The sequence below is a fragment of the Kribbella sp. genome, assembly GCF_035687465.1.
In the GTDB taxonomy this organism is placed as follows: Bacteria; Actinomycetota; Actinomycetes; order Propionibacteriales; family Kribbellaceae; genus Kribbella.
Genome location: NZ_DASRXP010000602.1, coordinates 1 through 12,412, shown reverse-complemented (window position 1 = coordinate 12,412; position 12,412 = coordinate 1). Strand labels below are relative to the sequence as shown.

Annotated in this window: 10 protein-coding genes and 2 tRNA genes; 5 read left to right on the top strand and 7 right to left on the bottom strand. The window is 67.7% G+C overall.

The features are described 5' to 3' along the window. Positions 1-9: 9 nt before the first annotated feature. Positions 10-537, bottom strand: a complete 528-nt coding sequence (locus tag VFG33_RS31795; protein WP_325056688.1) for a DUF6609 family protein — start codon at positions 535-537, stop codon at positions 10-12. A gap of 115 nt (positions 538-652) precedes the next feature. Here VFG33_RS31795 and VFG33_RS31790 point away from each other — a divergent pair, with 115 nt between their 5' ends. Continuing rightward, complete coding sequence (locus tag VFG33_RS31790; RefSeq protein ID WP_325056687.1) at positions 653-1,381, top strand: CDP-alcohol phosphatidyltransferase family protein; 729 nt, start codon at positions 653-655, stop codon at positions 1,379-1,381. Positions 1,382-1,398: 17 nt separating this feature from the next. Beyond that, entirely contained in the window at positions 1,399-2,289 is an 891-nt protein-coding gene (locus tag VFG33_RS31785; RefSeq protein WP_325056686.1) for a hypothetical protein, read from the top strand. On the opposite strand, the gene VFG33_RS31780 is transcribed toward VFG33_RS31785, so the two are convergent. Together VFG33_RS31780 and VFG33_RS31775 are read right to left on the bottom strand one after the other, a co-directional pair. Beyond that, positions 2,234-3,412, bottom strand: coding sequence for an AAA family ATPase (locus tag VFG33_RS31780; RefSeq protein ID WP_325056685.1), 1,179 nt, complete (start codon positions 3,410-3,412; stop codon positions 2,234-2,236). The genes VFG33_RS31785 and VFG33_RS31780 overlap by 56 nt on opposite strands. A gap of 48 nt (positions 3,413-3,460) precedes the next feature. Continuing rightward, entirely contained in the window at positions 3,461-5,506 is a 2,046-nt protein-coding gene (locus VFG33_RS31775; RefSeq protein ID WP_325056684.1) for a golvesin C-terminal-like domain-containing protein, read from the bottom strand. 208 nt (positions 5,507-5,714) lie between these two features. Between VFG33_RS31775 and VFG33_RS31770 the strand changes: the two genes are divergently transcribed. Next, on the top strand, positions 5,715-6,635 hold the full coding sequence (locus tag VFG33_RS31770; RefSeq protein WP_325056682.1) for an SDR family NAD(P)-dependent oxidoreductase: 921 nt from the start codon (positions 5,715-5,717) through the stop codon (positions 6,633-6,635). Here the strand turns inward: VFG33_RS31770 and VFG33_RS31765 are convergent. From VFG33_RS31765 to VFG33_RS31755, 3 genes are all read right to left on the bottom strand, one after another. Beyond that, positions 6,622-7,428, bottom strand: a complete 807-nt coding sequence (locus VFG33_RS31765; protein WP_325056681.1) for a helix-turn-helix transcriptional regulator — start codon at positions 7,426-7,428, stop codon at positions 6,622-6,624. The genes VFG33_RS31770 and VFG33_RS31765 overlap by 14 nt on opposite strands. Positions 7,429-7,502: 74 nt before the next feature. Next, complete coding sequence (locus VFG33_RS31760; protein ID WP_325056680.1) at positions 7,503-9,368, bottom strand: ABC transporter ATP-binding protein; 1,866 nt, start codon at positions 9,366-9,368, stop codon at positions 7,503-7,505. Beyond that, entirely contained in the window at positions 9,365-11,029 is a 1,665-nt protein-coding gene (locus VFG33_RS31755; RefSeq protein ID WP_325056679.1) for an ABC transporter ATP-binding protein, read from the bottom strand. The genes VFG33_RS31760 and VFG33_RS31755 overlap by 4 nt, the downstream gene beginning before the upstream one ends. Before the next feature lie 352 nt (positions 11,030-11,381). On the opposite strand from VFG33_RS31755, the gene VFG33_RS31750 reads away from it, so the two are divergent. Further along, positions 11,382-11,669: a DUF1905 domain-containing protein gene (locus VFG33_RS31750; protein WP_325056678.1), complete on the top strand. Its 288-nt coding sequence runs from the start codon at positions 11,382-11,384 to the stop codon at positions 11,667-11,669. Positions 11,670-11,998: 329 nt separating this feature from the next. Here the strand turns inward: VFG33_RS31750 and VFG33_RS31745 are convergent. Next, a tRNA-Gly gene (locus VFG33_RS31745) sits at positions 11,999-12,069 on the bottom strand. Positions 12,070-12,186: 117 nt separating this feature from the next. Here VFG33_RS31745 and VFG33_RS31740 point away from each other — a divergent pair. Beyond that, positions 12,187-12,259, top strand: a tRNA-Pro gene (locus VFG33_RS31740). Positions 12,260-12,412: the final 153 nt, after the last annotated feature.

Sequence of the window (12,412 nt, the reverse complement as noted above, 5' to 3'; positions counted from 1 at the left end):
ATGGTGTGGTCAGTAACTGAGCCACACCATGCTGGAGCCGGCGGCAACCTTCAGAACGCCGTCGGTGATCCAGAGCAGCCTGACCGGGATCCCCGGCACCAGCAGCCCGAGCCCGGCGTTCAGGATGCAGAGCAGCCCGAGGAGTCCGCAGATCGGGCCGTGCGAGAACGCCAGGATCAGGAAGTGCACCCCGACCACGAGCAGGATCCACAGCCAGAACTCGCGTGAGTCCCGGTCCGGCACCTTGGCGACCACCAGGTTCACCAGTCCGACCTCCGCGACCACCCCGACCCCGAACGCGACGTACTGATAGATCGCCGGGTAGCCGAGGCCGTCGAAGATGGTCTTGGTGATGCCGCCGACCATCATCACCAGGATGGCCAGGGCGGCGCCGGTGATCAGGCCGGGCAGGAACCAGTGGCGGCCACCGAGGCCGCCGACCACAAGACCGAGGCCGACCAGCACGAGCAGTGCACCTCCGCCGCGCATCAGCGGGAAGGTGCGGGCCATGCCGGTAAAGTCCGTGATCAGATCCACCGCGCAACGGTATGCGGTGAAGGGGCGAGCACGAGCTTTGTGAGACGCTGAGGCTGGGTGTCCGACGCGTGGCGTCGACCGAGTTCTGGGAGTTCTCCTGACCACACACGACGCGGTGCGGGAACCGTTCGTCGGGTCGACGCGGCTGCGTCTGGCCGGCTTCGCACTGCATGCCTATACCGCGAGCGGAACGGTGCTCGCGCTGCTGATCGTGATCGCCGCCATCGACGGCAACGCCGTCCGGGCGCTCTGGCTCGGCCTCGCCGCGCTGGTGATCGACGGTACCGACGGGATGATCGCGCGCCGGCTCCGGGTGAAAGAGACGATCCCGTGGTTCGACGGCGCGATGCTCGACAACATCGTCGACTACCTGACCTACGCCTTCGCACCGATCGTGCTGCTCTGGAGCGGCGACTACCTGCCACACGGCGCATACGGCGCCGTGCTGGCGGCGCTGCCGTTGCTTGCCTCCAGCTACCAGTTCTGCCGGGTCGACGCGAAGACCGACGACCACTTCTTCCTGGGCTTCCCGAGCTACTGGAACGTGGTCGCCTTCTACGTGGTGGTCCTCGGCCTCAGCCCGACCACGACCGGGATCATCCTGCTGGTCTGTTCGGTACTGGTGTTCGTGCCGGTGAAGTACGTCTACCCGTCCCGGACCAAGGCGTTCCGCTCGATGAACCTGCTCACCACGGCGATCTGGCTCGCGGCGTACGCGCTGCTGCTGACGCAGATGCCCGACCCGAACGCGGTCGTGATCGGCATCTCGCTGGCCTATCTCGGGTACTACGCGGCGCTAAGCCTCTATCTCACCTTCTGGGTGCCGCGCCGCAAGGTCGCCTGAGTGCTGGGGTCGATTGAGTGATAGGTGGACTAGGCGCCGCGCTCGGGGCGGCTGTGCTCTTCGGTATCGCCGCGATCCTGCAGGCCGTGGGCTCCCGCAAGGTCCCGACCGGGTCCGAGCTGGATCCCCGGCGGCTCGCCGGGTTCGTCGGCGCGCTGCTGCGGCAGCCTGCGTTCCTGGGCGCGCTCGTGCTCAACCTGGCTGGGTACGGTCTGCACTTCATCGCCCTGCGGCTCCTTCCGCTCTACCTCGCACAGGCCGGGATCGCGGCCAGTCTGGTCGTCACCGCGCTGCTCGCGACCCGGTTGATGAGCGACCGGTTGAGCACCATCGAGTGGTCGGCCGTGGTCGGTGTCTGTGCCGGGCTCGGCCTGCTGGCGGTGTCGGCCGGTGACCAGGGCGCCAGCGCACAGCATCACGGCCTGACGGTCGGCGTGATCGTCGGGCTGGTCGCCATCGCCATAGTCGGTGGTCTCGCGAGCCGGTCGCAGCACACCAGCGCCACAGCGTTGCTCGGTCTGCTCGCGGGACTCGGGTATGCCGGGGTTGCGATCTCGACCCGGCTGCTGGATGACAGTTCGATCAGCGCCTTGCTGCAAAGCCCCACGACGTACACGCTCCCGGTCAGCGGAGCGCTCGCCTTCGTGCTCTACTCGCTGGCGCTGCAACGCGGTTCGGTGACGCTGGCAACCACCCCGATGATCGCCCTGCAGACCATCACCCCAGCCGCCGTCGGAGTCTTCATCCTCAGCGACGAAGTACGGTCCGGCTGGTACGCCGGGGCGGTGGGCGGGTTCGTCGTGACCGCGATCGGCGCGCTGATCCTGGTCCGCTTCGAGAGCGTGAAGGACCCTAGCGAGACGGCCACTTCCACGGCGGCTCATCCAGAGGCCTCTGACCCTCGATAGCCGTCTGCCCGAACTCCTTGATCAGCTCGAGCACCTGGAGATCGAGGCCGGTCTCCTCCGAACCGGCTTGCAAGGCGGCGAGGAACGGCCGGGAATGGGTCACGGCGATCACCTGCGTGTCCTTGGCCGCTGTCACCACGAGATTCGCCAACGCGGGCAGGAGATCCGGATGCAGACTCGTCTCCGGCTCGTTCAGCACCAGTAATGCAGGCGGCCGGGGAGTAAGCAACGCGGCCACCCACAACAGGTACCTCAAGGTGCCGTCCGACAACTCGGCGCCGGTCAGTGGCCTGAGCAGTCCGTGCTGGTGGAAGGCGACCTCGAACCGACCGCCGTCCGTGCGGATCTCCACCTTGCTGCGGGGGAAGGCCTGCTCGATCGCTTCGTCCAGGGCACCCCGTGGGCCGATCTCACGGATCGTCTGCAGGGCCGCCGCGACGTCGGCACCCTCCGGACCGAGGATCGTGGTGCGGGTCCCGATCTGCACCTGCCTGGCAGGCGCGTCGGCATCCGTGCGCAGGTGGTCGTAGAACCGCCAGGACCGCATCCGTTCTCGCAACGTGAGCAGCTCCGGTGCCCGCTCGGGGTCGGCGAACTCGCTGAGCATGCTGTCGAACGGCTGCAACTGGTGGCCGCCGTCGTGCCACTCGCCGTCGCCGTCGCGGATCCGCACCCCACCGTTACCGCGCTCGACCAGGAGCGACGCCGGGCGCAGGAACGGACCGGCCCAGAGCACCTCCCGCTTAATCTCCGGGTCCAGTGCGAAGGCCCCCGCTGGAGGTCGCGGCAGGCCCAGGTCCATCGCGTAGCCATAGTCGTCGGAGGCGAAGCCCATCCGCAGACTGACGGATTTCGTCCGTACGGTGCCCTGGATCGGCTGCTCGCCCCGCCGCACTGCCTTCGAGATGTTCTCGGGCCCTGCCCACAATGTCGATGGCAGCCCACCCTCGCGGGCCAGCGCGGCGACGGCACCGTTGCGCGAGGCATCCGCCAGCAGCCGCAAAGCCCTGTACAGGCTGGACTTCCCCGTCCCGTTCGCTCCCGTGACCACGTTCAACCGGCGCAGCGGCATCACCAACCGCCGGAGCGACCGGTAGTTCTCGATGGCCAGCGTGGTCAACATGCCAGCCAAGCTACCGACCCGCTCCGACAGTTCTAGGCCTGGTGGCTCCTACGGTTGGCGGCGGAACCGGACCGCGTCGGCGATGACGAACCCGTCCGCGTTGTCGCTGAGGTCGACGGATCCGCCGAGGCCGGCCTTGAACGTGAAGATGCCGATCGACAACCACTCGCCGCCCCGGTTGTCGGGTACGCCGCGGACCCGCTGGTTGACCGACACTGTGGTCGCCCCGGTGGCGTGGCGCACGACGTACTTCGCGTTGCTCGCCCGGTTGGGGTCCGCGGTGTAGGAGACGAGGACCTCGTACCGGCCGTCGCCCGGGATCGCCGGCCGGAACTTGGCGAGGTTCGCGCCGGTGCCCTTGGCGTGGGTGACGTAGTTGAAGCCGTAGTAGCCGGGGATGCCCTGGGCGTTGTTCCAGGTGCCGACGAGGTCGAAGCCGAGCCCGCCGTTGTCCACCGTGATCTCCTCGCGGACGTCGGCCGCCGCCGCTGCCGTGATCAGGCTGAGCCGGTCCAGGGAGATGACACTGCCACCTCCGCGCCCGGGGCCTGCCAGCGTGCAACGAAGGACGTGTCGGCCAGGCAGCAGTCGCCGCTTGTCCAGCCGTACTACGTCGTACCCGTCGCCGCGGAACGAAGTGAGGTCGACGGCGGAGTTGCGCGGTGCCAATCCGTCCACGGTGACCGTGGCCAGGCCGCCATCCGTCGACCGGAAGTAGCGCAGCCACAGCTCGTACTGGTCGTCGCGGTCGACGATGAACGGGTAGTCGATGAAGCTGCCGGTGGTACGGGCAGGCAGCCTCGGGTGGCTCAGGTCGTAGGTCTTCCGGGTCAGGCCCGGGCCGGTGGGGAGGCTGTCCTTGCTCTGGGTGAGCCACTCCAGGTTGAACCGCGCGACGGCCACTCGCTGCGGAGTACCGAGGAGGTCGCCGTCGCAGCCGTAGAGCAGCACGATGGTGCCGTCGGAGAGGCGGGCGAGGTCCGAGTAGTAGGAGCGGCCCGGATGGACCACTCGGCTGTACCGGTGCGACTCGTTCTCGTCGTAGCTCACCGAGACGGTCATGTTCAACCGCATCGGTGCGTCGGGCCGGCTGAGCAGCACCCGGTTGACGTCCGCGTCGCCGGGGCCGCCGGTGTACCGGAGGAAGCCCATGTCGACGCCGTTGATGAGCCCGGTGCTGAAGTCCATCACCGGCAACGACCAGGTCAGGCCCTCGTCGGTGCTGACCGCGAAGTCGTGGGGAAAGTCGTTCCCCGAACCGGCGCGACTGTGCAGGAGGATCGTGCCGTCGTCGCGCTGCAACAGCCGGGCCTCGCCGACGATAGGGAGACCCGAACCCAGCGGTACTTCGCCACCGGACTTCCAGGTGGCGCCGTGGTCGTCGCTGTAGATGATTGAGGCGCCGTACTTGCGGTCGGCGGCCGGGACGCCGGTGATGATGGTGCGGTGCGAGATGGTCAGCAGCAGCCGGCCGGACTCGAGCTGGATGCCGTGACCAGGCCCTGGACCGTGCATCGCCCAGTTGTAGGGGAAGTGGTCGAACAACCCGGCCAGACTGGTCCGATCGCTCCAGCTGGCACCACCGTCGGTGCTGGAGCGGAAGTACACGGTGGCGGAGTCGGACGAGCAACTGGTGTTCGCCGGTAGCTGTTCGCAGAGGTTGTAGAAGAGGAAGACCTTCTCACTAGCCTGGTCGACCACGAAGGTCGGGTTGGACCAGCTCTGGTCGCCCACCGAGGGTTCTACCGGCGTCGACGGCTTCCAGCTCTGTCCACCGTCGATACTGCGGCGGATGAGGAGGTCGTGCGGGCCGGCATCGCACACCTCGTGGCGGCCCTCGGTGCACGCGATGATCGTGTTGTCGGGCAGTACGGCGAGGCCATAGACGAAGTAGCTGGCCAGCGGGTCGACGGCGTTGTCCCACAGGATCGACTCCGCGAAGAACGGAGCAGCGGCGGCGGTACCGATACCTGTCGGCGCCTGGTTGGGGGCTGCGTGGCTGGGGGCCGCATGGGCGGCGGCGGGCAGCGCGGACGCCGCGGCACCTCCCACGAGCCCGGCGGTAAATGTACGGCGGCGGATAGGCAGGCTCATGTGGCGCTCCTCACCGGGGCGGACGGTGTGAGGAAGCTAGCGGTGGGTCTGTGCGGAAGGCCAGGTGCTAATGGGTATTACCACCGGCCATTTCCGGACAATGTCAGGAACCTGCCGCCGGACCGGTTCGCTTGGGTGACTGGTCCTGCTGGTCCTGGTGTCAGCAGGGTTCTGGCTCGGTTCCACCGCAGCTGGAACTGTTGCCGCCATGAACCTCACCCCCTTCGGCTTCACCTCGACGACTGACGACGTCCTGAAGGGCGTCGATCTGAGCGGTCGGCGTGCGCTCGTCACGGGGGCAGGTAACGGTCTGGGTGCGGAGACCGCCCGAGCCTTGGCGAGTGCCGGTGCCGAGGTCACCCTCGCGGTTCGACGCCCCGAGGCCGGGGAGGACGTCGTACGGTCGATCCGGAAGTCGACCGGGAACGATGCCGTCAGCCTGACTCCGCTCGACCTCGCCGATCCGGCATCTGCCAGGGCTCTGGCCGCCGGCTGGGAAGGGCCCCTGCACATCCTGGTCAACAACGCCGGGATCATGGCGGTCCCGCAACTGCAGCGCACTCCCGAAGGCTGGGAGCTGCAGTTCGCCACCAACTTCCTCGGCCACTACACGCTCACTGTCGGACTGCACGGCGCCTTGGCGGCCGCGGACGGCGCGAGGATCGTTTCGGTCAGCTCGACCGGACACTTGATGTCACCCGTGATCTTCGACGACCTGCACTACCGGTTCCGCCCGTACGACCCCTGGACTGCCTACGGCCAATCGAAAACGGCGGACGTGCTCCTCGCCGTCGAAGCCACCCGGCGGTGGTCCGGCGACGGGATCGTCGCCAACTCGCTCAACCCTGGCGCGATCGCCACCGGTCTGCAGAAGCACACGGGCGGCCTGCGGACTCCCGAGGAGTTCCGCAAGACCGTCGAGCAGGGCGCGGCGACTTCCGCCCTCCTCGCCGCTTCCCCATTGGTTGAAGGAATCGGCGGCCGGTACTTCGAGAACTGCAACCCCGCGGAGGTGGTCCCGGAACGCGCGACGACTCTCGGCGGCTCAGGCGGAGTCGCGCCCTACGCCCTGGACGAGGGCAACGCATTTCGCCTGTGGGAGATCGCCGCCGAGCTCACAGCGCGGTAGCCAGCTCCCGCAGAGCGTCCTCGGAGCCGGGTTCGGGCTGGAAGACGATGAGGCGCTGGCCGCCGCGGCCTTCGACCTGGAACTTCTCGTAGGACAGCTCCAGGCGGCCCACCAACGGATGGTTGAGCTCGACCACGTCATGCCCCTGCGGATGAACCTCGTGGCGCTGCCACAGCTCGACGAACTCGGGGCTCTGGTCAGTCAGCTCGGCGATGAGTTTCGCGAACCCGGGGTCGTCCGGGTCGGGGCCGGTCGCGGCCCGGACGCCGGCGACGACGCGCTCCGCCATCGACCGCCAGTCGACGTACAGGTCGCGCAGTGACGGATCGAGGAACGCCGCCCGCAGCCCGTTGGTGCCGGGCGTGTAGACCGGGGAGATCGCCCGCGCGAGAGCGTTCGACGCGAGCACGGTCATATCGGGCGCCTGCACGTGAGCGGGGTTCGCCGGCCAGGAATCGATCAGCTTCAGCAGGCTTGGTGAGACTTCGCCGTACTCCGGTGCGCGGGCCGGCCGCATCGGTCGATAAGCGAGCTGATGGAGGTACGTCGTACCGGCCTCGTCGAGCCGAAGCGCCTGCGCCAAGGCGTCGAGGATCTCGGGGGACGGGTGGTGATCGCGGCCCTGCTCGAGCCTCAGGTAGTAGTCGGCGCTGATCCCGGCGAGCAGCGCCAGTTCCTCCCTGCGCAGACCGGGCACCCGGCGGGAGGTGGTCGCGTTCAGTCCCACTTCCTGCGGGGTGATCAGACCGCGACGGGCCCGGAGAAAGGCACCCAAGGCGTTCTGCTCGCTCACCACACCCATGCTACGGACGGCAGCCGGCCCGGGATCGTGGGATCCCGGGCCGGCTTGTTCGGTACTGCGATCTGTCAGGCCAGGGAGTCTTCCCAGGCCTGGTGGAGGCCGGCGTAGTTGCCGCCGTCGGTGATGAGCTGGGAGGGCGCGCCGTCCTCGATGATGCGGCCGTGCTCGAGCACGAGCACCCGGTCCGCCGTCTCCACGGTGGAGAGGCGGTGGGCGATCACGATCGCGGTGCGGTCGTCCAGGATGGTCCGCAGTGCGCGCTGGATCAGCCGCTCACTGGGGATGTCGAGGCTGGAGGTCGCCTCGTCCAGGATCAGCACGGCCGGATCCGCCAGGAACGCCCGGGCGAACGCGACCAGTTGCCGCTGGCCCGCGGACAACCGGCTGCCGCGCTTCTCCACCGCCGTCTCGTACCCGTTCGGCAGCGCCGTGATGAAGTCGTGCGCACCGATCACCTTGGCCGCTTCGACGATCTCCTTCATGGTGGCATCCGGCTTGCCGAACCTGACGTTGTCGGCCACGGTTCCGGTGAAGAGGAAGTTCTCCTGCGTCACCATCACCACCCGCTCGCGCAGGTCGTCCTCCCTCAGGTCCCTCAGATCGATCCCGTCCAGCAGCACGTGCCCACCGGTCGGGTCGTAGAACCTCGCCACCAGTTTGGCGATGGTCGTCTTGCCCGCGCCGGTGGTCCCGACCAGGGCCACCGTCTGCCCGGCCGGTACGTCGAGATCGAGCCCGGGCAGGATCGATACGCCGTCGACGTACGAGAACTGCACGTTCCGCAACTCCAGATGACCCCTCGCCGTCGAGGGACGGGCCGGCTCCACCGGCTCGGGCACATCCGGCTTCTCGTTGAGCACGCCGGACAGCTTCTCCAGCGCGGCGCTCGCGGACAGGAAGGTGTTGTAGAACTGCGAGATGTCCTGCAGCGGCTCGAAGAACTGCCGCAGGTAGAGCAGGAACGCGGTCAGCACGCCGACCGTGACGTGCCCGTGGTAGGCCTGCCAACCGCCGTACGCCAGGATCGCCACGATGGTGATGTTGCCGACGCCCTTGATCGACGGCATGAAGATCGCGTTGATCCGGAACGACTCGAGGTTGGCCTCGCGGTACTTGTCGTTGACCCCGTAGAAGATCTCCTCGTTCCGCGGCTCCCGGCGGAACGCCTGGACCGCGCGGATCCCGGTCATCGACTCGACGAAGTGCACGATCACCAGGACTACGGCCTCGCGCGTCCGCCGGTAGACGACCGCGGACCGGCGGCGGAACCACGCGGTCAGCAGGAACAGCACCGGGAACGACACCAACGCGAGCAGCCCGAGCTTGACGTCCAGCGTGAGCAGCAGGATCGACGTACCGAACAGCGTGAGGAGTGCCGTCACCAGGCCGTCGAACCCGGTCTCCAGCATCTCGTCGATGACGTCCACGTCCGACGTCAGCCGGGAGATCACCCGGCCCGACGTGTACTTGTCGTGGAACGACGGGCTGAGCCGCTGGAAGTGGTCGAACACCCGCCGGCGCAGGCCGAGCAGGATCATCTGACCGAGCCGGCCGGACCGCATCAGGAAGACCTGCCGGGCGCCGGCCTGGATCAGTGCTGAGAAGAACACGATCACGACGATCGTGACGAGGGTCTGGCTGCCCTCGCCCGCGAGGATCGGCGGGATGCCCTTGTCGATGCCGAGGTGGACCAGGTACGGCACCGAGAGGCGGGCCGCGTTCTCGATCACGACGATCACGATGAGAAGCCAGATCAACTTCCGGTACGGCCGCAGGAGTTCGCCGAGCAGTTGGCGCGACTGCTCCTTCAACCGGATGGTCGTTGCCCTGGACAACTCGTCGTTGCCCTCTTCGGCATAACCGCGCCACGAATCGTCCTGCTGGGTCGGATCGGTGGATGAGTCCTGAGGTGACTGCTGGGTCGTCGTCATGCGTGCACCTCCTCCTCTTCCGCCGCTAGCAACTGCCGGTACGCCGGAACCGTCGCAAGCAGTTCCGTATGGGTTCCGACAGCTGTGATCGTGCCGTCCTGCAGGAGTGCGACCTGGTCGGCCAGCATCACCGTCGAGGCCCGGTGTGCCACCACGATGCCGGTGGTCTCGGCGAGCACGTTGCGCAGCGCCTCCTCCACCAGGGCCTCGGTATGGACGTCGAGCGCCGACAGCGTGTCGTCGAGCACCAGCACCGCCGGCCTGGCGAGCACCGCACGCGCCAGCGCCAGTCGTTGCCGCTGGCCACCGGACAGGGACATCCCCTGCTCGCCGACCCGGGTGTCCAGGCCCCAGGGCAGGTCGTTCGCGAAGGTCGCCTGGGCGATCTCCAGGGCCTGCTGGACATCCGCCTCGGACGCGTCCGGCCGGCCCAGCGTGATGTTCTCCCGGGCGCTCATCGAGAACAGCGTGGGGTCGTCGAAGGCCGACGCCACCGCGCTGCGCAGCGAGTTGATGGTGAGATCCCGGACGTCGTGCCCGTCGATCGTGATCCGCCCACCGGTCACGTCGTACAGACGGGGGATCAGTGAGGTGAGCGTCGTCTTGCCGGACCCGGTCGCGCCGACCAGCGCGAGCGTCGTACCGGGGGGCAGGTCGAGGTTGATGTCGTGCAGGATGTCCGCCGAGTCCGGGCTGAACCGGAAGCTGACGTTCTCGAACCGCAGGTGCCCCCGCGGGTGCACCAGCTCGTCCGGACCGTCGGTGATGGTGGACTCGGTGTCCAGGATCTCGCTGATCCGGTCCGCCGACGTCATCGCCTCCTGCGCCATCGCGAGGATGGCGCCGAGCGACTCGACCGGCCAGATCAGCGACAGCATCAACGTGATGAAGGCGACCAGGGTGCCCAGCGTGATGGCGTCCCGGCCGACGGCGAGCGCGCCGAGCAGCAGCACGATCACCAGGGTCAGGTTCGGGATCACCTCCAGGAAGGTCCAGAACCGCGACGCCAGCCGGACCTTGTCGACCGACGTGTCGTACAGCTTCACCGCGCCCGCGTCGAACTGCTGCTTGACGTGTTCGCGGCGGCCGAACGCCTTGATCACCCGGAAGCCGACCGCGGACTCCTCGATCCGGGTGGCCAGGTCGCCCTGCTGGTCCTGCACCCGGCGCGAGATCGCCAGGTACTTCTTCTCGAACTTCAGCGACACCACGATGATCGGCGCCGCCGCGACCACGACGACGATGCCGAGGGGCCAGTACAGGCGAAGCAGCAGGATGGTGACGACCACCAGTTGCAGGACGTTGATCACCAGGAACAGCAGGCCGAAGCCCATGAACCGGCGGATGGTGGACAGGTCGGCGGTGACCCGGGACAGCAGCTGACCGCTCTGCCAGCGGCTGTGGAACTCCATCGGGAGGGCCTGCAGCCGGATGTAGAGGTGGTTACGGAGCGTTGCCTCGAGATCGCTGACTGCCCGGGACTGCGCCCAGCGGCGGGCCCAGACCAGCAGCACCTCGCTGATGCTGAGGCCGAGGGCGAGCAAACCGAGGGGAAGCAGCAGATCGATCTCGCGGCGGGTGACCGGACCGTCGATGATCGCCCTGGTGACCAGGGGGACGGTGAGGCTGACGCCTACGCCGAGGACGGCGGTGCTGAACATGATCAGCAGTCGCCACTTGTGCGGACGGAGATAGGGGCGAAGCCGCCAGAGGTTCTGGCTCCGGCGGTGGGTTCTTCTAGAAGGGGCAGCGATCGACGGTGCTTGGACAGGCTGCTCTGAGGGCATCTGGAGGGGCGCACTTCCCAACATGCTCGGCACGGGAGGGTTGTTGCGACCGGAAAACGGCGCACTTTCCAGTATCGCTCAGTAGTCAGCGCCTGTCCTGCAAATTCCATTCCCGGGTGAAGAATTACCACTTCCTGCAATGGGTCAACCGCGCCCTCGCGCGGTGACCGCGCTCACACTCATCACGAACCGCTATGAGTGGGCCGCCGCCACTTATCCTGTCGGGATGGATCTGCAGTTCAGCGGCGAGATGTGGTTCTGGAAGGGCCCGGCGCCCTGGTACTTCGTCACCGTGCCGGAAGAGGAGTGCGACCAACTGGAGGCCACCTCGCCGTCCGTCTCCTACGGCTGGGGCATGATCCCGGTCGCCGCGGAGATCGGAGCGACCAGCTGGACGACGTCCCTCTTCCCCAAGGACGGCCGCTACATCGTCCCGGTCAAAGCCTGGGTCCGAAAAGCCGAAGGCCTGGAAGAAGGCGACCTGGTCACGGTCCACCTGGCCGTCGACATCTGACGTCGCGGCAGTCCAGGCGGCGCGGGGACGGCCAGCCGGCGACTGATCCGCCCGGCAACCGTCACAACCTCGTCGCCGTCTTCTTCCTCCGCCAAGGTCGACCCCTGCGCCCGCTCCAGCGGCATCGCGTACTGCGCGTCGTCGCGCTCATGGAGCAGAACAGCACCGCGCCCACCCCACACCGCGAACGCATCAGGCTCACCGACGATCCCGGGCAGTCCAGCCAGCCACTCACCGCCGCGCGCTCCTTCGCGCTCGACAGTGCTCCGCGCAAACGCCTCCGGCACCCCGATCATCCGAGCACCCTACTGGCCTTCTGTCGCTGCTTGAGCGGGTGACGAGAATCGAACTCGCGTAGTCAGTTTGGAAGACTGGGGCTCTACCATTGAGCTACACCCGCGTGCGCTCGCCTTGGGGGCGAGTGCACCGACATGATTCCACATCGCCCGGTTCAGGCTCAAATTCCGGGGGGTGGAGCGAGCATGGGTCAGCGTCCACTAGACTCGTGCGGTCACTGCGGGGCGTAGCGTAGTGGCTAGCGCGCCTGCTTTGGGAGCAGGAGACCGCAGGTTCGAGTCCTGTCGCCCCGACAAACCCCTGCAGCACATTGCAGCGTGGCCTGCGCGGTCACGGCTGTGAACGTCACCGATCAAGGAGAACCGCCACCGTGAAGAGCACCGTCGAGTCCGTGAGCCCGACGAAGGTCCGGCTCATCGTCGAGGTGCCGTTCGAGGAGCTCAAGC

What these genes read in the sequence shown, in the direction of transcription:
- VFG33_RS31770 (WP_325056682.1), top strand. Translation starts at nt 5,715, where the DNA reads ATGAACCTCACCCCCTTCGGCTTCACCTCGACGACTGACGACGTCCTG.
- VFG33_RS31755 (WP_325056679.1), bottom strand. Translation starts at nt 11,029, where the DNA reads ATGTTCAGCACCGCCGTCCTCGGCGTAGGCGTCAGCCTCACCGTCCCC.
- VFG33_RS31750 (WP_325056678.1), top strand. Translation starts at nt 11,382, where the DNA reads ATGGATCTGCAGTTCAGCGGCGAGATGTGGTTCTGGAAGGGCCCGGCG.
- VFG33_RS31775 (WP_325056684.1), bottom strand. Translation starts at nt 5,506, where the DNA reads ATGAGCCTGCCTATCCGCCGCCGTACATTTACCGCCGGGCTCGTGGGA.
- VFG33_RS31780 (WP_325056685.1), bottom strand. Translation starts at nt 3,412, where the DNA reads ATGTTGACCACGCTGGCCATCGAGAACTACCGGTCGCTCCGGCGGTTG.
- VFG33_RS31760 (WP_325056680.1), bottom strand. Translation starts at nt 9,368, where the DNA reads ATGACGACGACCCAGCAGTCACCTCAGGACTCATCCACCGATCCGACC.